The sequence below is a fragment of the Clostridium chromiireducens genome, assembly GCF_002029255.1.
In the GTDB taxonomy this organism is placed as follows: domain Bacteria; phylum Bacillota; class Clostridia; order Clostridiales; family Clostridiaceae; genus Clostridium; species Clostridium chromiireducens.
The window spans coordinates 1-22,236 of the sequence record NZ_MZGT01000022.1 but is presented as its reverse complement, the minus strand read 5'-3'; the positions used below and the strand labels follow the sequence as shown (position 1 = coordinate 22,236).

Below are 22,236 nucleotides of genomic sequence, written 5' to 3'. Positions count from 1 at the left end.
TATACAATATAATTTCTTAAAATATATAAATTAATAAAAAGAAACATTTTTAAATGAGAATAAAAGTTGTGAAATGTAATAGGAAAAATAAGGAAAAAGAATTGGAATTATGATAAAATTATTATAACTTTATGAGAAAAGTAAATACATTTCATTAACTTATTAATAGATAAAAGTATTGAAGGAGGAAAAAATGATAAAGAGATTTAAAAATGTTTCGTATAAATCATCTATAGTAACAGTATTATTATTTACGATAACTACGCCTTTTATATTGACAAATTATATTGAAGTAAGTGCTATACAACGTGAGACGACTACTATAGAAAGCGGTGGGAAATATACAGAAAGTCAACATAATTTTATTATTGACGCGCCAGTAAAAAGCTATGATGATATTGGGAAATTAGAACAAGTTTCGAATTTTAAATTTAAGATTCCTGATTTTATACTAGAAGGAAATAAAGTGTCAGGGTTTCAACTAAGAAAACTCTCAGAAAAGTGTAGCGCAGTAGAAATATTCTTTGAGAATTTAAATGGAAGTTTTTCTTTTCAAATTTTTCAAGGAGATCCTTTTGAATCATTAAAGAATGTTGAGAATGATAAGACTAAAGCTTTTGAGAATGTTAAAGTTCATGGTGAAAAGGAACCTCTTAAGATAGGAGGAATTACTGGATTAAATGTCACTTTATCAACAACATTTCCTGATAGAAAAATAGGTAATGGTACTTTTATAGAAAGTCAAAAGATTACAAAATATTTTATTTGGCAGAATGAAGACTTATGGTACAGCATAGAATATAAATCTGAGTCTAAAAGCAGCGATAGTAATAGTATGTCGGTAAATCTTTCTCAAAGTGATATATTGCAAATAGCACAATCGATTAAATATCCTGAAGATTTAAGAAATGTGAAGTATTCAATAGTTAAGGATAGTTATACAGAATCTCCTGTAATGAACATATATGATAAAGAAGATTTAGAGAAGGCAAAAAATATTTTAGAGTTTAATCCTAAGTTTCCTGTAGAAATTGATAAAGAATTAACTATGACAAGTTCAATTGTGAGAATATCGGATGATTATAATAAAGAGAACAATAAAAATAAATTTGAAATTAATAGTTTTTATAATAATAAAAGTGGCTCAATAGTTTTTACTCAAGGAAAAGGTTTAAAGGATTATAAAAGTATAGAAAAGAATGATTATTTAAATGAAGATGAGTACGGAAGTCTTCTGATTAAACCTGAGAAACTAGTGCTAAATGGTATACAAATATTCAAATATGCCTCAACAGGTATTGTTCCAGAGGTTAGCTGCCTTTGGAAGGAAAATGATATTTACTATTCTCTGACATTCTATGTGAATATAGAAAAATCAGATGAAATACTTAGAAAATTCATTGATACAAAACCACTATAAAAATATAATTTTAATTTGTCTGCAGTAATAGTCCAGAATTCTAAAATGTAAGACAAATTAAAATATTAGAATTTTAAGTAAGCAATTTATTTATGAAAGCAGAACAAAATAGCTAGATACTCTTTAACTTAAGCACCTAGCTATTTAATGTTTTGTTATTATCTAAAATCTAAGTATATTTTTAGTACTTATTTATGAACAAAATAATAATTGAAAAGATATGTTAATTCTATAGTCAATAGAGAGTAATAGTTGCCTCAATGCTGACCGGGCTATTAGTAGGCCAATATACTTCCTAATTTATGATATAAAACGCATTTATTAATCAAATTATTATTTTATTTATTTCTAATTAATATGCATAATACTTAGTTTGTCCCAAATTTCTTCGATAATTGTGCCATCAATTTTAAAGTAGACATTAGGTGAATCATAGTATACATAACCACTTTTTAGTACTGTGAAAGTTAAATTTTCACACCCGTCTTTTAAATTAAAGGTTATTTTTTTACAGTTGTCATTATTTCCATAGTCACCTAGTAAAGGTTCTATATTTTCAGGTAAATAAGGGATAGATTTATCTAAATTATCAACAAATGAGTTTAACAAGCTAAAATCATTAATAGAATAAGAAATTCCATTACCATTATTCCAATCATCAAATGTTTGAAATTTAGCCGATAATATATTATTCTGAAGTTTTAACTTTCCGAAAAAGTCCGCACCAGTTTTTATGGATATACCATTAAGACTATCATAAAATTCAGGATAGCTTGTTCCATTTGGGAGGGTTAAATTTGTCATTATTCTAAAATCTTCATCATACCCGTTTACAGAATACACGTCAGTAACGCCGATATTAGAGGCAAACTCTGTTGAATATTCGCTATTTGAGCTTAATTCATTAATATTAGAATTTGTAGTTCCAAGCTTTCTACCTAGAAAGCTTTTGACATTTTTTAAATTTATTTCAATAGGAGATCGTGTATATATTTTTTCTTTATACACTATTAATGGAATCATTTTAGCAGCTACTCTAGTATCCTCAGTAGGCAATTCAAGCCTTGGAATATATACTTCATTATCTGATAAAGTGTTTGTTATAGAATTTATTGGTTCATTAGAAGAAATGCTTCTAATGGGTACTTTTTCAGTATGTGAAGATATTATATCTTTAGAATCCTCTGTAGGAGCTTTTTTCTCTTCATGATTAGGAGTATTATTAACTGAAGAAATATCATTCTTTGTTGATAAACTTTTTTCAGGAGAATTTGGCTCAGATTTATCAGCATAAACTAATAAATCATTACCTTTATTATTATTATCACTATTGTTAGTTTCTTCTTTTTCATTTGTGCTATTATCAACCAAGAAACTATCGGAATTAGTATTTTCTTTATTTGACTTCTCTATTGGATTATAAGCAATGCCATCTAGATTAGTATCATCTGTTCCAAATGTATTCATTATTAACTTTAAACTCACAACTCCAAGTAATATAAATAATATGGAAGCTGCAACTATACTTGGTTTATAATAAATTCTTTTGGAGGGACTAGTTTTTAATGTTAATTGTGTATTGAGTAACTCTTTTTCAAGCTTGTCTTTAAATTCATCACTTGCTTTTAGTTTTGAAAAAGAATCTTTAATTTTATTCATATTCAAAATCCTCCTTAAGTATAGATTTGAGTAACTTTCTTCCTCTACTAAGCTGTGAACCTACAGTGGATTCTTTTATGTTTAAAACATTTGATATTTCCGAGATACTATAATCCTCATAGTAGTATAGTAAAACAATACTCCTATATTTTATTGGAAGGCTGAGTACAGCTTGTATTATTTCATCATCTTTTTGATTAGTATCAATAAAATCTCCTTCTAATGGGGCTGTATTTTTAAAATAAGCGGATTTTAACTTATCTTTACTTAAATTTATTGCAATTCTGAGCAGCCAAGCCTTTTCATGTTCTGTGTTTTCGAATTCAGGTCTTTTTTCAAGTAATTTAATAAATACATCTTGAGTTATATCTTCAGCGTCACTTAAGTTTTTCATATAAGAGTATGAAATTCGAATTAGCATATCAGAATATTTTTCTATTAGATAATGAATATAATTTTTGGTACCATAAACTTTATTCATTTAATTGAACCTCCTTTCAATACTAATACGATTAATTTGTCCAAAATTTTGCATGAGTTAAGAAATTTTTTATATAAAGGTAAATTTTATTATTAATGTAGTAAGGTATAGAAAATCAAACTATCATTACTTGCTTGATTATAAATTGATAAATTTAAAAAATATTAATAATAGAATATCACAAAAAGTGCAAATAGGAATTTTTTCTATATAATAATTTTAATTTAAAATAAACATTTGCATAATTTATTTGAAATATTTGACAAAATATTAGATATAAGGCGAAAAAAATATTTGTAAAACATGGAAAATTAGGAGATTTCTAAAGAAAAAAGTGATAAACTTTTATAGAAAGGGGCACTAAAATGTATAATTTTCCAATTAATCAAAAAAAAGTCATAGAATTTATATATATAACATCAATGTGCATATTTTTATATTTATGTAGTCAACAAAGTTATGTTACTTTTCATACAACTGTAGAAATAATTCCGGTTGTTCTTGGGTTAACATTAATGTTAATTGCATTAGGCACAACTAAAATTTGTGATAATGATTATTTTCATATTTTGGCGATTGTGTTTGGGTTTATAGGGGTTATTGATTTGTTTCATATATTGACATATAAGGGGATTAATGCATTTGATGATGATTCTAATGTTTCAGTTCAATTGAGTATTTTAGGAGCATACTATGAATGTATTATGTTATCTTTATCATCTATATACATTGATAAAAAACTTAATTTCAATAAAGTATTTATAATAAACTTTGTAGTTATAATCCTTGGTTTATCTAGTATTATAATATTTCATTTTTTTCCGGATTGTTATATTGAAGGTACAGGATTAACTTTTTTTCATGAAATAAGTGAGTATATATTTTCTTTATGTTTGATTTCTATTTTATTCAGAATAATAAAAAGTAAAATAGAGGTTGTAAGGGAGAATAAATTTGATTTGATAATGGCATCCATTTTTCAAATAACATCATTCTTACTATTTACTTCATATAATGATATATATGGAGGAATTAGTCTAGCAGGTCATTTGTTTAAGATTTTAGCATATTATTATGGTTTTAAAGTAATATTTAAATGTATAGTTGTTAATCCATATTCTATTTTATTTAAAGAATTAAATCATAAAGTTAGTGAGCTAGAGTGTGTAAATAGAAATCTAATTAAAGCAAATCAAAAGGCTCATAGTATTGAACAACTTCATGAAAAATTTATAAACTTTATTCCTGATGGAATTTTGGTTGTAAGAGATAAGAAAATTGAATCGGCTAATAAGAGATTTTTGAATATGCTTGAAATCGATGATGATAAGAAATTATTAAATATGAATTTTATTGATATAATTGATAGTTCATATCTTGAAATATTTAAAGCAAGAATTAACAATATGGACAGACATATACTAGAGAAACCCCAACAATATGAATTCATATGGGAAAATAAGAGAAAATGGTTTGAAGTAACTTCATTAATTGTTAATGATGAAAGTGGAGAGTATACTATATCGACTATCAGAGATATTGAAGATAGAAAAAAAGCGGAAGAGGCAGAACAATTGCTGAAATTAAAGACAAAAGAAGAAGCTATGAAAGATGAATTTTTTGCAAATATGTCACATGAACTAAGAACACCAATAAATGTTATTTATTCTGCACTTCAAGTTGAGAATAACTATTTGAAAAATGAGAATATTAATCAGCCAATTATTAAATACAATAAAATTATTAGGCAAAATTGCTTAAGGCTCATAAGATTAATTAATAATATAATAGATACGACAAGGATAGAGACGAGCTTTTTTAAACCAAACTATAATATAGAAAATATTGTTTCAATTGTAGAAGATATAACAATGTCCATAGTTGAATATGTGGAAAGCAAGAAAATAAACTTAATATTTGATACAGAAATAGAAGAAGCATATGTTAAATGTGATTCGGATTTAATTGAGCGAATAATGTTAAATATTTTATCAAATGCAGTAAAGTATGGTAAAGAAGGCGGAAATATAGAAGTTTACATATATCAAAGTAGCGAAGATAATATATCGATTTTGATAAAAGATGATGGCATAGGTATAGCAAATGAAATGAAAAATAAAATATTTGATAGATTTTTAAAGATAGATACAAGTCTATCAAGAAAAACAGAGGGTAGTGGTATCGGATTATCTCTTGTAAAGCAACTTGTAGAAATGCATAAGGGTACCATCACTTTTGAAAGTAAATTAAATTGTGGTACAGAGTTTAAAGTAACTTTTCCAACGGTAGAATATACATTAGAAGCTTGTGCTACAATCGAAAAACCGATTAACTATCAAAAAAATATAATCGAATCTGCTGAAATAGAATTTTCAGATATATACTATTAATTTAATAAAGATTTGAAATATAAGTTCTAAAAGAGAAGAATTAATAACAATGATTAAAGCAGTAGTTTAGGCGTAACCCAATTACTGCTATTTCTTATGGAGAAATAATCTACATATAGTTTAATGATAAATTATTTAAATATTTAATAAAATTAATATTTTAAGTAAATTAGAGGCTTAAATTTGGGAGATTAATCAGCATTAGTTAAAAAAATAAAGAGTTCGATAATATTTTCCGCAAACATACTTGGATTGATTAAAAGTTATGATAAATATTGATAAGCATTATACTTTTTTTCTATAAAGTTATTTTTTTATAGAACGATAATGTACTTTGTATACTGTAAAATGTTGAAAAAAGTATTATTTTACAGAATTGTAACCGTTATATAATTTAATGCATTTAGGAAAAGGGGAAATAATAATGAAACAACAAAAATTTAAGCTGAATACTATTCGGACTAAGCTAGTTGTGAGCTTATTAGGAATATGTATTATTCCATTGATTATTCTTGGCTATGGAGCAAATAGACAAGCAAAATTAATTCTTAATGAAAAATTAAAAACAACAAGTCAACAGACACTTCTAGAAGTAAATGATGGAATTGACAATTATTTTAATGGATTTAGCAGCTCAGTTACTATGTTATCAACTAATTATAATTTTGTTAATGCGGATAAGGATGAACCATACTCATTTACCGCAGGAATGTTAAAGAATGTAAAGGAAAGCAATAAAGATATCTCTAGTGTTTTTTTTGCAACTACTGATGGGAAATTTGAAATATTCCCCAATGACAAGATGGAAGAAGGTTTTGATCCTAAGGAAACAGAGTGGTATAAGAAAGCTTTAGAACAAAAAGATAAGGTAATAATAACTTTGCCATTTAAAAGTGCTCAAACAGGGAAAAGTGTTGTAGCAATTGCTAAGGTAGTAGAGAGAGAAGGCAAAACTATAGGGGTCTGCGCAATGAATGTTTCATTAGATATCCTTGTAGAAAAGATAGCTACAAAGAAAATAGGAAATAGTGGATATATATTTGCTTCAGATTTTGAAGGTAAAAATATGATAGTACATCCAAAGAAAGAATTAATTGGTACAAACGAAGCATCTAAGCAATCCTTCTGGGAGAGTGTTGAAAATTCTGAAAAAGGTTTTTTGGCGTATGAGTATAATAATGCGAAAAAATTTGGTGTTTTTGAGACTAATAATGTGACTGGATGGAAGTTAGTAGCAACATTAGATGAAAAAGAAATAACAAATGATACAAATTCTATATTAACGACTACAGTGATTACAGTTTTAGTTATATTATTAATTTCTATTGTGTTATCTTTATTTTTAAGTAAAGGTATAGCAGAAAATATTAAAAAATTAATAGCCGTATTTGAAAAAGCTTCAAGTGGAGATTTAACGATAACAATTAATCCATCTACAAAAGATGAATTTATGGATTTAGCTAATTCATTTAATAGTATGATAAAAAATATATCAGAACTTATGGATAGTGTTACAAAATCATCTAAGACAGTATTGGAAACTTCATCAAACTTAGCGAGCATGTCAGAAGAAGTGACGGCTTCAATTGGTGAAGTATCAAGAGCTATAGAAGATGTTTCACATGGTGCAACAAATCAATCACAAAATGCTCAAAGTGGAGTTTCAGAGATGAATGATTTATCAATCAGATTAGATAAAATAAGTGATAACTCTAATGAAATGGATAAGCTTTCTACAGCAACAAAGGAATTGGGATCTAAAGGTCTAGAAATGATAGACACGCTAATAGAAAAATCACAGAAAACTAAGTCTGCAACTAGTGAAGTTGATAACATAGTGCAAGATATGAATGAAAGTACTAAAATAATTAACAATATATCTGAAACTATATCTCAAATTACAGAGCAAACTAACCTTTTAGCATTAAATGCAAGTATTGAGTCTGCCCGTGCAGGTGAAGCTGGTAAAGGATTCGCTGTTGTAGCTGATGAAATTAGAAAACTTGCTGAACAATCTAAGAGTTCAACAGAAGAAATTAAGGGGATTATAGTAAATATTCAAGCAAAATCAGATGCTGCAGTTGAGGCTATCAAAGTTACAAATGATGTGGTAATTGAGCAAGATTTAGCAGTAAATAAGACGCAAGAAATATTTAGTGAAATACTTAAATCAATTGGAGTCATGATTAATAAGGTTGAAGAAGTAAAGTTATCGGTTGCTGATATAAATGAAAGAAAACAGAGAGTGGTAATAGAGATAGATAATATTTCGTCAATATCACAAGAAACTGCTTCTGCATCAGAAGAAGTAACTGCATCAACAGAGGAAATTAGTGCAGCCATGGACAGATTTACTAAATATGCAGATGATCTTCAATTATTGGCAGAAAAATTAAATTCAGAGATAGACAGGTTTAAGATAGAAAATTAAATTTTATACTGAAAATAAAACTTCTATAATCAAATAGGTTTGTGAATTTGATTATAGAAGTTTTTATTCATAATACTTTAGTTGTGTTACAATTATGATAATTATGAAAAAATATGAAGTATAATAGGAATAAATTAGGCAATTAATGATGAATTTAAATGTATCTGGTGTTATAATAGATATGTATTATAAATCTATGGTGAAGGGTGGTTTAATTATGATATCATTTTATCGTTGTGAATTATGTGGGAACATTGTAGGTCTTATTAAAAGTGGAGGCGGAAAATTAGTTTGTTGTGGCAAAGAGATGACTAAGCTCGAAGCTAATACTACAGATGCTGCACAAGAAAAGCATGTTCCTGTAGCAGTTAGGGAAAATGGACAAATCCATGTGACAGTAGGTTCGGTTGAACATCCAATGGCAAATGAACATTATATAGAATGGATTGCAGTGGTTTCTGATAAAGGAACGGAAAGAGTTTCGTTATCCCCAGGTGATAAACCAAAGGCGTTCTTTGTTGATAAAGGAAAAGCAATTGTGTATGCATACTGTAATTTACATGGTTTATGGAAAACAGAAATATAAGTTAAATTAGTTTTCTTGAACGTTTATGGTTAAACATAAATTTCTTAAAAAATTAGACAGTAATATATTAAAAATAAGAATAGATTAAGAGTATTTAATGGCAGGTTAAAAAAGTTATTGTTTCAAGTTTTTCTAGGGACAATCAGGTTTTGATAACCTGCCATTAGTATTTACCTTAATATTTTTATATATTAATTTAATAAAAATATTGGTAGAAGTAATTTGGAATGGTTTAATAGTATATTTCATTCTTATTTTTTAGTAATAGAAATGAAGAAAAAAGTGCAAACTTATGTATAGGAATTATGAATCCAATAAAAATTATTAAGGAGATTGATTAATTATGAGTAGAGTATTATATATAAAAGCAAATGCAAAACCAGAAGGGCAATCAAGAACTTTTAAAATATCAGATAGTTTTATTGAAGAATATAAGAAAAATAACCCTGAAGATGAAATTACAACATTAGATTTATATAAAGAAAACATTAATTTTTTAAAAACAGAAGATTTAAGCGCGGTTTTTGGTCCTAAAGATGAAGAAAGTAGAAGTCATTCAATACTAAAGTATGCATATCAATTTGCAGAAACTGATAAGTATATAATTGCAGCACCGATGTGGAATTTAAGTATTCCATCAATTCTAAAGGCGTATATTGATTATGTGAGCGTAGTAGGAATATCATTTAAGTACACAGAACAAGGGCCGATAGGACTTTTAGAGAATAAAAAGGCTGTATACATAGCTACGAGAGGCGGCGCATATGCAGAAACTCCATACGAAATGGATGGCATTTACTTAAGAGCGATTCTTGGATTTTTTGGAATCAAGGATATTACAACAATAGCTACGGAAAAGCTAGACATTCAAGGTGAAGATACAGATAAAAAATTATATGAGGCGATTAATAGAGCAAAGGATATTGCAAAGAATTTTTAACTAAGATTAAAAACTATAAAAGGAAGAGAGTTTATAAAAAGCTAACTTCCTTTTAGGCTAAAAAGAGTGAGTATATTATATTTTAACTAATAAAATTAAAACAGTATCAATTTATACATACATTATTTCGTCCAAGCAGTTCTCGATTATTCACTATAAAATTAAGGTTATTTTTCCTTAGAATAACAACTCTTTGAGAAAAAACATAAGGGTAATTTTTAAACATTACAGGCGCCTAAGTTATTTGTTTTTTTGATATAATTCATTATATTTTTTATGTATAATAGATGTATAATTAATTAGAGAATGGGAGATACAAATGAATAATAAAAGTATGGAAATGATGAAAAAGCTAATAGAGGAAAGAAAACAAAAAAGTAACAATGCTAAAAATAACAGAAAAGCAGCAAAAGTTATAGGAAAAGCTTCGAAAGGAGTAAAAGTTGGAAATGGTGGAGGATTATTTGATAAATAGGTTATGGAAAACGAAGAAAGTTGTATCCTTAGCTTAAAATATTATAATCCAAGGAGGAAAAGATTAGTGCTGATAGTAATTTCACCAGCAAAAACTTTAGATTTTGAAAAAGTAAATGAAACATTGCCAATGACAGAGCCTCAATTTTTAATAGAAGCTAAAGAATTGGTTCACGAACTAAAAGGATTTGACTCTTTGTCATTGGAGAGAATAATGAAAATAAGTCCCAAATTATCTACATTAAACTACAAAAGATTTCAAACATGGTCAGATTCATTAGATTCAGCAAGGCAATGCATCATTGCATTTAAAGGTGATGTGTATAGGGGAATGGATGTTGGAAGTTATACTATTGAAGACTTTTTTTATGCAAATGATAATTTGAGGATTCTGTCAGGATTATATGGTGTTTTAAAGCCTTTTGACGGAATTAATTTATATAGATTAGAGATGGGTACTAAATTAAGTTTTGATGGTTATAAAAATTTATATAATTATTGGGGAAATAAATTATTAAAAAATATAGCTCAAGATGTGAGAAAAGGTGAAAGCAAGATGCTTGTAAATTTAGCTTCTTATGAATATTTTAAAGCTATAGAAAATATTAAAGAATTAGATGATATTAAGGTCATAACACCTATTTTTAAAGAATATAGAAATGGAGAATATAAAATAATATCGATAATGGCTAAAAGAGCAAGAGGTCTAATGACTTCTTTTATAATAAAAAATAAAATTAAAAGTATAGAATACTTAAGAAAGTTTAATGATGAAGGTTATGAATATAATGAGGAACTATCAAATGGTAATGAACTAGTTTTCACTAGAGAGGAAAATTATTCTTACAAATAAGAAAGGAGTCAATGTTATGGTTGATTTGCTTTTATTGGGATGCGGTGGTGGAATGCCTATGCCTAATAGATTTTTGTCAGCTACTTTATTAAGCTATAAAGGAAGAAAGATTCTTATTGACTGTGGAGAAGGGACACAAGTATCTATGAGAATTTCTAATACAGGTTTTAAAAATATAGATATCATATGTATTACACATATTCATGGAGATCATATCGTAGGACTTCCGGGGTTACTTGGAACTATTGGCAATAGTGGACGAAGTGAGCCTTTAACAATAATAGGACCAGAAGGAATAGCTGATACGGTTAATAAATTAAGAGTTATAGCTAATTGGCTACCTTACGAAATTAATATAATTGAAAACCCAAAAGAATCATTTGAAATTAAGGATAAAAATATAAATTGGAATACAGAGATATCAACTATAGAATTAGATCATTCTTCTCCCTGCATTGGATATAGTTTTTATTTTAAGAGAAGGCGTAAGTTTGAAGTAGAAAAAGCATTAAAAAACAATGTTCCTAAACATTTGTGGGGAAGGCTACAAAAAGGTGAAAAGGAGATATCTTTTGATGAAATAAATTATACAGATGATATGGTTATGGGTGTAGAGAGGGACGGAATAAAAATTACCATAGTTACAGATACGAGACCTATAGAAAGCATAAATACGTTCATTGAAAAGAGTGACATATTTATATGTGAAGGCACTTATGGAGATGATGAAGATTTACCTAAAGCTATTAAGAATAAGCATATGACGTTTAGGGAAGCTGCAACATTAGCACATAAAGGAAAAGTTAAAAATTTATTGATAACTCACTTTGGTACCGCTATGAGCGAACCAGAAATATATTTAAATAGTGCAGCAGAGATTTTTAAGAATACTTTAATTGGCTATGATAGATATAAAACAACGTTGAATTTTGAAGAGGATTAAACAATAGTGAATAGGAAAAGTAAATATATATTAGCTGGGGTGTAATAGATGATAAGTAGATTGAATAAAAATGAAGTTGATGAGATCATGAGGATATGGTTAGATGCAAGTATGGCAGCTCATGATTTTATAGATAAGCAATATTGGATTGATAAATATGAAGTAGTTAAAAACGAGTATATACCAAACTCTGAGACTTTTGTTTATAAAGATAAAAATGAAATAAAAGGATTTATAAGTATTATTAATGAAAATTTTATTGGTGCATTATTTGTAGATAATAAGAATCAATGTGAAGGAATTGGTAGTAGGTTAATTGATTTTGTTATAAATAAATATAATGAATTGTCTTTAACTGTGTATAAAGATAATCTAAATGCTGTGGATTTTTATAAGAAACATAATTTCAAAATAATAAGCGAAGACTTAGATGAGGATACAAACAAAGTTGAATTTATGATGATGAGACAACGCAGTTAATGCTGAAAATTAATATAAAGATATTTTATTGTATTTAAATTTTCTTTACTAAAATAGATATAAAATCTTTCCTAAGCAAAATAGGAGGGATTTTTTTGTTACCCAAAAATTGAATAAAATAAAGTATAGTTATTTCAAAATTGTAAACTCCAAGCGAACTTTTTTCTTGGAGTAATCTTAATTCTAGAATTTATTATTGGTAAGTTATGTGATTAGTAATAGAAAACGGCATATAAAAACTCTAATTATGGGAAAAATAACACTACAGTAACAATAGAAATCATAACTATAAAATATAGAAAAAACTACAAAAAATAATTTGACAAATATATAGTTAGCAAAATTATAAAATAAATAGTATAATATTGTAGAAAAATATGTTGATATACTTAAAAAATAGTATTTTAAACAAAAGATATATTGAATGAGCTTTAATAATTATGTTTAAAAAATTAAATTATTAAAGATGTCAAAAAGGAGACAGGAAAATGTTTTTAAAAAAAATAGTGTATGGCTTTTATATGATATGGCTTAGAATTCAAGGATTTAAATTTGAATACCTTAAGAAAAATAAAGGTGAAGCAGCATCATTAGAATACCTTAGAAAAGTTGCGTATAATTGGAGCAAATTTACTATGAATATAATTGGTATAGATTTAGAAGTGAAGGGACTAGAGAATATTCCAGATGAAACATGCGTATTTATCGGGAATCATTCTAGTATACTTGATATCCCTATATTACTGTATGTTACAGAGAGAAATTTGGGCTTTATAGCAAAAAAAGAGATGTTAAAAACTCCAATAATAGGATACTGGTTAAGAAATAGCAAATGTGTACCTATTGATAGAGAAAATACAAGAACAGCTATGGCATCGATTAATGAAGCTATAAGAAATATACAAGAAGGCAATTCTATGGTCATTTTCCCAGAGGGAACCAGAAATAAAGAAGGTAAAGTAGGAGAATTCAAAAGGGGCAGCTTAAAACTTGCAACAAAATCAAAAGCACCAATTATACCTGTAAGTATTGATAGAGCATCAAGGGCATTTGAAGATACAAGAAAATTTCAATCTATAAAAATAAAAGTTATATTCGGAAAACCAATAGAAACAAGAAATTTGACTAAGGAAGAAGAAGGAACTTTAGCAAGCGACATTAGAAATATAATAATAGATAATTTAAAATAAGAAACTTACAATAATATTTATAAGGAGTTAACGAGGAAATTAAGCTTATTAAATTAATAAATCCTATAACCCTAATTTAAAAAATATTATGAAAATATTAATAGATTAAGATATAGCCCCTCTGCAAAATGAACAGAGGGGCTATATCATTGTATTAAAAAATATATAATCAAGCAATATTTGAAGTATTGCGTACAAATTCTATATTACATAATTTCTTGCTTATTCTTATGGTATAATAAGTTATATTATTAATGGTTTGGGTTCTAATATTCATGTAATACTCGCCTTTTTAAAGTGATGATTTTACCAAATATTTTACCCAACTTACCATTCAAATTAAACAATAAGGATGATTATATGAAAAAGACAATAGGAGTATTAGCACATGTTGATGCAGGAAAAACCACCTTTTCAGAACAAGTGCTTTACCACACTAATAGTATAAGAAACAGAGGTAGAGTGGATCATAAAGATTCATTTTTAGATAGTCATAATATTGAAAAACAGCGTGGAATAACTGTATTTTCAGATCAAGGCGTATTTGAATATAATAATTCTAGATATTATTTAGTTGATACTCCTGGACATATTGATTTTAGTACTGAAATGGAAAGAGTAATTGCTATAATGGATTATGCAATAATAATTATTAGCAGTGTTGAAGGAGTTCAAGGACATACTAAAACAGTTTGGAATTTGCTAAGAAAATATAATGTTCCAACAATATTTTTTATTAATAAATTAGATAGAGTTGGAGCGGATAAAGATAGAGTCATAAAAGAAATTAAGAAGGATTTAACTCATGATGTATTTTACTTTGATAGTAATTTAAATGATAATAATGAGAAAAGTTTGATAAATACTGATAAATTTAATTTTGGAGAAGAATTAGTAGAATTTGTAAGTGAATATGATGATTTACTTTTAGAAAAATACCTAGAAGGAAATTACGATTATGAGCTTTGGTATACTACATTAAAAAACTTAATCAAGGAATGTAAAGTATATCCTTGTTTTGTAGGATCGGCTCTTCAAGATAAAGGTATAAAAGAATTCTTAATGGATTTAGATAAGTTAACTGTTACAAATTATAAGGAGAATGAAAAGTTTTCGGGACGTGTATATAAAATCCGCTATGATGATAGTGGAAATAGAATTACTTTCATTAAGGCGTTAACAGGAACTCTAAAAGTTAAAGATGAAGTCACTTATGGTGGCGAGATTCAAGAAGAATTAAGTTCAGATGGTGAGACAAAATTTAATTATATAAATGAAATCAATGAAAAAATAAATAGTATTAGGATATATAATGGAAGTAAATTTAAGACAGTGGATAGTGTAAATGCTGGTGATTTGTTTGCTGTTTCAGGTATATCAAAAGCAATAGCAGGTGATGGTATTGGAGAGCTAAAAGAAAGAATTAATTATAAAATGGTACCGACATTAATGTCAAAGGTCATTTTTGATAAGTCTTGTAATGTTCGAGAAGTGTTAGGGTATTTCAGAATTTTAGAGGCTGAAGATCCAGCTTTAAATATAATTTGGAATGAAGTTCTTCAGGAAATACATGTGCATGTAATGGGCAAAATTCAGTTAGAAGTATTAAAAGAAGTAGTGGATGAAAGATTTGATTTGAAAATAGAGTTCGGTCCATGTCAAATTCTTTACAAAGAGACAATTTCAGAAGAAACTATAGGTCGTGGGCATTTTGAGCCATTAAGGCATTATTCAGAGGTGCATTTAAAACTAGAGCCGTTGCCTAGAGGTGCTGGAATAGTATTTGAAAATAAATGCCATAGCGATGATTTAACCTTCGGAAATCAAAATCTAGTTAGGACTCATATCTTTGAAAGAGATCATCATGGATTGTTAACAGGCTCTCCAATAACAGATTTGAAAATAACACTTCTTACTGGAAGAGCTCATAATAAGCATACTTGTGGAGGGGATTTTAGAGAAGCAACCTTTAGGGCGTTAAGGCAAGGATTAGAAAAAGTAGAAAATATACTATTAGAGCCATACTATAAATTCACTATCGAAGTATCTAGTGAATTTATAGGAAGAGTACTATCAGATATTCAAAAGTTATATGGAACTTTTGATCCTGCGGAAATTCATGAGGATAAAGTGATTATAAATGGAAGAGGGCCAGTTGCGACATTTATGGATTACAGTATGGAAGTAATTGCATTTACAAAAGGTAAGGGAAGTATTAGTTTGATTTTTGATGGATATGATAGATGTCACAACAGTAAAGAGGTAATTGAGGGTACGGGATATAATAAAAATGCTGATATAGAATATACTTCAACTTCAATATTTTGTTCTCATGGGCAAGGTTATTTAGTTCCATGGGATAGAGCAGATGATGAAATGCACTGTGAAATTGAATTGTAGAGTGGATATTAAACTTATAATTTAAAGATTTAATCAATATTTAGGAGAACAAATGAAATTAAAATTCAAATATGGAAATAAAGAAATAGAATTTAGTCTAGTTAGGAAGAAAAGAAAAACTATTTGCATCAAGCTTGAAGACAGTGGAGAAGTTATTGTAAGTGCACCATTAAGAACTAGTAAAGAATATATTTTATTAGTAGTAAAAAATAAGGCATTGTGGATTTTGGAAAAGCAAAAGGAAATACAACAAAGGACATCGAGAAAAGTTAAAAGAGATTTTGCTACGGGAAGTACTTTTATGTATTTAGGAGAAGAGTATCCATGTAAAATAATATCTAATGAAAAGAATAAAAAAATAACTATAGATTTAGTAGTAGAACAAAGTTATGAAGAGTTAATTTTAAATAATGAATATACAAATATAAATAACATTGAGATGTTAGGTAATAAACTTGAAAAAACTATTTATAGTAATAAAATATTTATAATAAATACCAATACAATGGATAACGAGAAAATAAAAATGGCGCTAGAAAAATGGTATAGAGCAGAAACATTAAAAATCGTACAAAAAAGAATAGATTTTTATGCAGTTAATTTTAAAGATAGGGTTACAGAAATAAGAGTAAAAGAGCAGAAAAGAAGATGGGCAAGCTGCACAGGGAAAAATGCAATTTTATTCAATTGGAGATGCAGTATGGCAAGAGCTGATGTATTAGATTATATAGTTATACATGAGATGTGTCATATGGACCATAGAAATCACTCTAAGTACTTTTGGAATAGAGTATCAGAAATAATGCCGGATTATAAAGAAAAACATGAATGGCTCAGAAAAAATGGAATAAATTTATATATTTAGAGGTAGCAATAGCTACCTCATTTTCTTGAATTAATAAAGCAAAGCTATAACATTAAGTCGTTAATAATCTAAGTTGTGATTTCTTTTGACTTAGTTGCTATTTCTTCAGAATTATAATCAATATATAAATTATATGCTAAGCCTGCAATAACAAGCAATCCACCGACTATTTTAGTTAAAGGAATTGTTTGATCAATTAGACAGTCTATAACTATTCCAGCAAAAAGTTGTCCGATGAAAATAATTAAAGTAGCATAGAAAGACGACATTTTGGGAGTTATAACACTAGATAAAATAACAATTATTACTCCTAATAATCCTCCTAAATAAGCATAAAAAGGTATTGTATTAAATTGGTTAGTTGACAATTTATCTCTTAAAAAAACTATTAAAATTAAAGAAGCTGATAAACCAGTTAAATAATTAAAGAAACTTGATTGCATTAATCCTATCTTTTCAGAAAGCTTAGTATTAAGAATCCTCGAAGTTACAACTATAGAACCTGATAGAATTGAAATTAATATATAGAACATATATTATAAAACCTCCTTTTTAAATAAATGTCATTATATAAATACCTATAGTAATAATTAATAATCCTATAAACTTTTTCTTGTTAAATATTACTTTTGGCATTCCTAAAAAGCCATAGGAATCGAAAGCTAATGAAGTTAAAAGCTGTCCTAAAAGTCCTAATGCTACAGGGAGTGAAACTCCAAGAGCTGTGTAGCTTAAGTTATTAATCATAACAGTAAAAACACTTATGGCTCCGGCACTATATAGGTATAGTGGAATATTATTTTTAAAAGATATTTTGAGTTTTTTGTAAAATAATATTCCAATCATAACTATAAAACCAGTAATATGAATTATAATTAAAGAATAATAATTTCCGAGATTATCTGATAATGTTCCATTAAAAGCTATCATTATAGCAATAAGAACTCCTATAAAAAATGATAAAAAATTATACATATGTGTCTCCTTATAAATAATTAATAATTGCAATTTAAGTATGCATAGTTACTAATAGGCAATTTAACCTAAATAATATTTCTGAACAAAACTTAAGAGTTGCTCTTTATATTTTAAGTTATTATAATTAAATACTAATAGGACAAATGTCATATTTACAGTTCTATTTATATAAATTGTTTAGGAGAAGAAATATTGATTAAAGTAGAAGATTATAAAAAGCTTGAAAACTATATAAAAAAGTATGAATTAAACAACATATTTTCTGATGACGTAAGAGATTATATGTCACTATATATGTTTAATAAAAATGATTATATATGCAGAGAAAACGAACATTTAGAGAATATGTTTTTCTTAGTTAAAGGAAAAGCAAAAGTTTCAAAGCATTTGGAAAATGGAAGATCGCTACTAATTTCTTTTTATAGTCCTCTTACTATTATAGGAGATGTTGAGTTTGTAAGAAATAATAAAACTGATTGTAGTGTTCAAACCATAAAAGATACTTATTGTATAGGTATCAAATTTGAGGTAGTGAGGAAACATCTAACTAAGGATTGTAAATTTTTATTAAAAATATGTGATTATTTAGGTGAAAAACTTAGAAATGGAAGTAATAATAGCTCAATAAATTTACTATATCCCCTTGAAAATAGACTTGCAAGTTATATAGTTGCATTCACAAATATCGAAAATGAAGATAATGAGGTTAAAAAATTCAAGTTTAAAGAAAATTATAGTGAGATTGCTGAATTGTTAGGAACAAGTTATAGGCATTTAAATAGAACATTAAATAAATTTTGTTTAGATGGAATTTTAGAGAAACATGGTAGAGAATATATAATAGAAGATTTACAAAGATTACTTTATTTAGCAGGAGAACTATATAAATAAAATAATCTTTCGTCTTCCTCAATATAAAAAAAGCTTTGGTTTAAACACTAAAGCTTTTTTGTGTAGTGACAAATTATCTATGAGTATAAACCGTTAAATTAATATCTATTTTATACATAAAAAGACTTATAAATATATAAAATATAATCATATAAGCAAAAATTTTTATAAAATATATTATTTTCTAACAATTTATTTTATAAGAAACATGTTATAAGGATAAGCAAGTAATTAATTCTTGGAGGTATCCTGAAATGAATTTAATAATGTACTTCTTATATCAATTTATATTTTGGTATCCACTTGTTATGAGTATGTGCTGGATAATTGGTGGCATACTATTTTACTTTAGAAGAGAAAAGAAAGAAGAAAAAGATCTAAAAGAGCATCCTCTAGTTTCAATTTTAATTCCATGTTATAACGAAGAAAAAACAATAGAGGAAACAATTGAAAAATTAGATAAATTAAATTATGAGCACTATGAATTAATAGCTATCAATGATGGCAGCAAAGATAGAACTGATGTGATTTTAGATAGTCTTGCAGATAAATATGAAAAGTTAAGAATAATTCAACTTAGGACAAATAGTGGAAAGGCCAATGCATTGTATTTAGGACTCATAGCATCTAAAGGTGAATATATTGTGGGGTTAGATGCGGATGCTTATTTAGATAAGGATGCATTAAATTACATGATTCCTCACTTCATTGCTCCAAATTATGGGGAAAGAGTAGGTGCCGTAACGGGAAATCCAAGAGTAAGAAATAGAAGTTCTCTTTTAGCTAAAATTCAGTTATGCGAATTTTCAAGCATAATAAGTTTAATAAAGCGGACACAAAGATTATTAGGTAAAGTAATGACGGTTTCAGGGGTTGTTGTTGCATTTAGGAAAAGGGCTCTGATTGATTGTGGATTATGGGATAGAGATTTAATTACAGAAGATATTGGAGTTACTTGGAAATTGCAAAAAAGGTTTTGGGATGTACGATATGAACCTAAGGCTCTTTGCTATATGTTAGTCCCTGAAACATTATCAGGATTATGGAAACAAAGGGTAAGATGGGCACAAGGCGGAATGGAAGTGATACTAAGACATTATGATATTCTCTTTAGCAAAAAATATAGAAGATTATTTCCAATATTTTTTGAACAAATTTTCAGTATATTATGGGCAATTATATGGACAATATTTTTTACAATAACTATAATACAATCGATTCAGGGACAAAAATCGTTTTTAGATTTTTTTTGGCAGGGTCAGTATTTAGCGTTACTATGCTTACTACAATTTTTAGTGGCAATGTTATTGGATAAAAGATACGATGAGAATTTAATGAAATATTATTTGTGGGCTATATGGTATCCGATATTTTATTGGTATATAAACGCATTTATAGTAATAAGAGCCTTGATAAAAATATTAACGAAGAAGAAGAATTTGAAATTTGCTACGTGGGATAGTCCGGACAGGGGGCTATAATAATGGCTCATGATGATTTAGATGAAAATATTATTGATGGAAAGCAAAAAAAGAAATTTAAAATTATTGAATGGTTTTTTTCTGTATTTGGATGGAGTTTGATGCTAGGATATTTAATTCAGATAATAGTGTCATTAGTTGTTTGGGGGTTTAGTTTAACTAACTTTTACGATAAGCTTTTTATGATTGGCAATTTAGAAAATACCATAAGAATAATATTAGCGACAATTTTAATATCACTAATATTATTTATAGTAATGTATGGATGGGGAAAATATAATTTTAAAAGATTTGCACATTTAAGAAGAAGAAAATTTCCAGAGGATATTAAACCAGAAGAGTTGGCTAAATATTTTAACTTATCAGTTGAGGAAATAGAAAAAATGCAAAATGATAAAAAAATCGAATTAGAAAAAACAATAATTTAAATAGTGCAACATTGTACAAAAAATATCTTCATTTTTAGCATGGAATGTATTTATAACTATAAATACATTCCATAATGGAGATAGGTATATATAAATTTATTTAAAACTAGATTTCATTTTTTCAGTTTTTATTTAATATAAAGAAAAATTGAATTTATATTTCAACAATTCGTCTGTTTATTTTAAAGCCAATAGTCTGTTCTATTTCATCCAAATCTCTCATGTTTTTAGGATCTACAAACATGCAAGTATATCCTTTTTCACCAGCCCTTCCTGTTCTGCCAATACGGTGAATATAGCTTTCAACATTTTCAGGAATATCATAATTATAGATATGAGTAATTCCGCTGATGTCTAAGCCTCTTGCAGCTACATCTGTAGCAATTAAATATTGTATATCTGCATTCCTAAAGGACTTCATTATTCGTTCTCTCTTGTTTTGAGGAATATCACTATGTAACTTCACGCAGTTGTATTTACGTGTATGTAAAATTACTTCAAGTTCATCGACTCTTCTCTTAGTCCTGCAAAATATAATAGCCATGAATGGGTTATCTTCATCTAGCACTTTACATAAAGCATCTCTCTTGTTTCTATCAGTTGTTTCAACAACATCCTGCTTAATAGCATTTAAAGTTACCTCCTCTTTTTTGATGGAAACTATGGCTGGATCGTTCATATATCTATATGCTAATTTTTTTACAGCTGAATCCATAGTAGCAGAGAAACATAGCATTTGTTTCTTTTTAGGCATTTGTTTTATAATTGCTTCAACTTCATTTTTAAATCCCATAAATAACATTTGATCTGCTTCATCTAAAATAAAAGTTTTAAGTTTACTTAAGTTTATAGATTTTCTTTCTAAATGATCCAATAGTCTTCCGGGGGTGGCGATAATTAAATGAATGTTGTTATTTAGTTTTTTTAATTGAGATCCTATATCTTTTCCACCATATGTAGCTAATATATTTATATCTTTTACTTCTTTTAATTTGTTAGCCTCATTAGTTATTTGAAGAGCTAATTCTCTTGTTGGTGTGAGTATAAGAGCTTGAACTTCATCAGATTTTGGATTTATTGTTTCAAAAAGTGGAATAAGAAAAGCAAGCGTTTTACCGGTTCCAGTTGCTGCTTCAGCAATAATATCTTTTCCTTGATTTATAATAGGAATACTTTGTTCCTGAATTGGAGTAGGGATACTAATTCCAGAATTATTTAATATATTTACTAAATCGTCACTAAGACCTAATTGTTTAAAATTCATTTTTTTCATACCTTTCATAAATAATGTATTATTTATTAATTTAATTATTTGAGTTTTTGTTAAGCACTATTCTATATAATAT

General features: G+C 27.4%; 20 protein-coding genes. 15 read left to right on the top strand and 5 right to left on the bottom strand.

The genetic code is table 11. From position 1 onward, the window contains the following. The first annotated feature begins 193 nt into the window (after positions 1 to 193). Positions 194 to 1,420 carry a hypothetical protein gene (locus tag CLCHR_RS09560; RefSeq protein ID WP_079439487.1) on the top strand — a complete coding sequence of 409 codons (1,227 nt, stop codon included), beginning with the start codon at positions 194 to 196 and terminating at the stop codon, positions 1,418 to 1,420. Between the two features lie 348 nt (positions 1,421 to 1,768). Here the strand turns inward: CLCHR_RS09560 and CLCHR_RS09555 are convergent, their stop codons facing one another. Together CLCHR_RS09555 and CLCHR_RS09550 are read right to left on the bottom strand one after the other, a co-directional pair. Continuing rightward, entirely contained in the window at positions 1,769 to 3,079 is a 1,311-nt protein-coding gene (locus CLCHR_RS09555; RefSeq protein WP_079439486.1) for a hypothetical protein, read from the bottom strand. Beyond that, positions 3,072 to 3,560 (bottom strand): RNA polymerase sigma factor, encoded by a 489-nt coding sequence (locus CLCHR_RS09550; RefSeq protein WP_079439485.1) that lies wholly within the window; start codon positions 3,558 to 3,560, stop codon positions 3,072 to 3,074. The genes CLCHR_RS09555 and CLCHR_RS09550 overlap by 8 nt, the downstream gene beginning before the upstream one ends. A 365-nt stretch (positions 3,561 to 3,925) precedes the next feature. On the opposite strand from CLCHR_RS09550, the gene CLCHR_RS09545 reads away from it, so the two are divergent. The 11 genes from CLCHR_RS09545 to CLCHR_RS09500 all read left to right on the top strand — a co-directional run bounded on the left by CLCHR_RS09545 (position 3,926) and on the right by CLCHR_RS09500 (position 17,112). Continuing rightward, positions 3,926 to 5,950, top strand: a complete 2,025-nt coding sequence (locus CLCHR_RS09545; protein WP_079439484.1) for a sensor histidine kinase — start codon at positions 3,926 to 3,928, stop codon at positions 5,948 to 5,950. Between the two features lie 424 nt (positions 5,951 to 6,374). Beyond that, the gene (locus CLCHR_RS09540) at positions 6,375 to 8,381 is read left to right on the top strand and encodes a methyl-accepting chemotaxis protein (RefSeq protein WP_079439483.1); all 2,007 of its coding nucleotides are present in this window, start codon (positions 6,375 to 6,377) and stop codon (positions 8,379 to 8,381) included. Between the two features lie 217 nt (positions 8,382 to 8,598). Continuing rightward, on the top strand, positions 8,599 to 8,967 hold the full coding sequence (locus CLCHR_RS09535; RefSeq protein ID WP_079439482.1) for a desulfoferrodoxin: 369 nt from the start codon (positions 8,599 to 8,601) through the stop codon (positions 8,965 to 8,967). A 343-nt stretch (positions 8,968 to 9,310) separates the two neighbouring features. Continuing rightward, on the top strand, positions 9,311 to 9,907 hold the full coding sequence (locus CLCHR_RS09530) for an FMN-dependent NADH-azoreductase (protein ID WP_079439481.1): 597 nt from the start codon (positions 9,311 to 9,313) through the stop codon (positions 9,905 to 9,907). 319 nt (positions 9,908 to 10,226) lie between these two features. Then, positions 10,227 to 10,382: a hypothetical protein gene (locus tag CLCHR_RS24745; RefSeq protein ID WP_169896781.1), complete on the top strand. Its 156-nt coding sequence runs from the start codon at positions 10,227 to 10,229 to the stop codon at positions 10,380 to 10,382. A 66-nt stretch (positions 10,383 to 10,448) separates the two neighbouring features. Further along, positions 10,449 to 11,234, top strand: coding sequence for a peroxide stress protein YaaA (yaaA, locus tag CLCHR_RS09525; protein WP_079439480.1), 786 nt, complete (start codon positions 10,449 to 10,451; stop codon positions 11,232 to 11,234). Positions 11,235 to 11,250: 16 nt separating this feature from the next. Continuing rightward, positions 11,251 to 12,177, top strand: a complete 927-nt coding sequence (locus tag CLCHR_RS09520; RefSeq protein ID WP_079439479.1) for a ribonuclease Z — start codon at positions 11,251 to 11,253, stop codon at positions 12,175 to 12,177. 48 nt (positions 12,178 to 12,225) lie between these two features. Continuing rightward, on the top strand, positions 12,226 to 12,657 hold the full coding sequence (locus CLCHR_RS09515; RefSeq protein WP_079439478.1) for an N-acetyltransferase: 432 nt from the start codon (positions 12,226 to 12,228) through the stop codon (positions 12,655 to 12,657). 488 nt (positions 12,658 to 13,145) lie between these two features. Further along, positions 13,146 to 13,847: a lysophospholipid acyltransferase family protein gene (locus tag CLCHR_RS09510; protein WP_079439477.1), complete on the top strand. Its 702-nt coding sequence runs from the start codon at positions 13,146 to 13,148 to the stop codon at positions 13,845 to 13,847. Between the two features lie 360 nt (positions 13,848 to 14,207). Then, positions 14,208 to 16,247 (top strand): elongation factor G, encoded by a 2,040-nt coding sequence (locus tag CLCHR_RS09505; RefSeq protein WP_079439476.1) that lies wholly within the window; start codon positions 14,208 to 14,210, stop codon positions 16,245 to 16,247. A 52-nt stretch (positions 16,248 to 16,299) separates the two neighbouring features. Then, the gene (locus CLCHR_RS09500) at positions 16,300 to 17,112 is read left to right on the top strand and encodes a M48 family metallopeptidase (protein WP_079439475.1); all 813 of its coding nucleotides are present in this window, start codon (positions 16,300 to 16,302) and stop codon (positions 17,110 to 17,112) included. A 68-nt stretch (positions 17,113 to 17,180) separates the two neighbouring features. Here the strand turns inward: CLCHR_RS09500 and CLCHR_RS09495 are convergent, their stop codons facing one another. Then, positions 17,181 to 17,645: a DMT family transporter gene (locus CLCHR_RS09495; protein WP_079439474.1), complete on the bottom strand. Its 465-nt coding sequence runs from the start codon at positions 17,643 to 17,645 to the stop codon at positions 17,181 to 17,183. Between the two features lie 19 nt (positions 17,646 to 17,664). Beyond that, the gene (locus CLCHR_RS09490) at positions 17,665 to 18,087 is read right to left on the bottom strand and encodes a DMT family transporter (RefSeq protein WP_079439473.1); all 423 of its coding nucleotides are present in this window, start codon (positions 18,085 to 18,087) and stop codon (positions 17,665 to 17,667) included. Positions 18,088 to 18,282: 195 nt separating this feature from the next. Here CLCHR_RS09490 and CLCHR_RS09485 point away from each other — a divergent pair, with 195 nt between their 5' ends. The 3 genes from CLCHR_RS09485 to pgaD all read left to right on the top strand — a co-directional run bounded on the left by CLCHR_RS09485 (position 18,283) and on the right by pgaD (position 20,890). Beyond that, positions 18,283 to 18,981, top strand: coding sequence for a cyclic nucleotide-binding domain-containing protein (locus CLCHR_RS09485; protein ID WP_079439472.1), 699 nt, complete (start codon positions 18,283 to 18,285; stop codon positions 18,979 to 18,981). Between the two features lie 254 nt (positions 18,982 to 19,235). Then, a complete protein-coding gene (gene pgaC / locus CLCHR_RS09480) occupies positions 19,236 to 20,462 on the top strand; it encodes a poly-beta-1,6-N-acetyl-D-glucosamine synthase (protein ID WP_079439471.1) in 1,227 nt (408 codons plus the stop codon). Positions 20,463 to 20,464: 2 nt separating this feature from the next. Continuing rightward, a complete protein-coding gene (pgaD, locus tag CLCHR_RS09475; RefSeq protein ID WP_079439470.1) occupies positions 20,465 to 20,890 on the top strand; it encodes a poly-beta-1,6-N-acetyl-D-glucosamine biosynthesis protein PgaD in 426 nt (141 codons plus the stop codon). Between the two features lie 154 nt (positions 20,891 to 21,044). Here pgaD and CLCHR_RS09470 read toward each other — a convergent pair whose 3' ends face one another. Beyond that, positions 21,045 to 22,154 carry a DEAD/DEAH box helicase gene (locus CLCHR_RS09470; RefSeq protein WP_079439469.1) on the bottom strand — a complete coding sequence of 370 codons (1,110 nt, stop codon included), beginning with the start codon at positions 22,152 to 22,154 and terminating at the stop codon, positions 21,045 to 21,047. Positions 22,155 to 22,236: the final 82 nt, after the last annotated feature.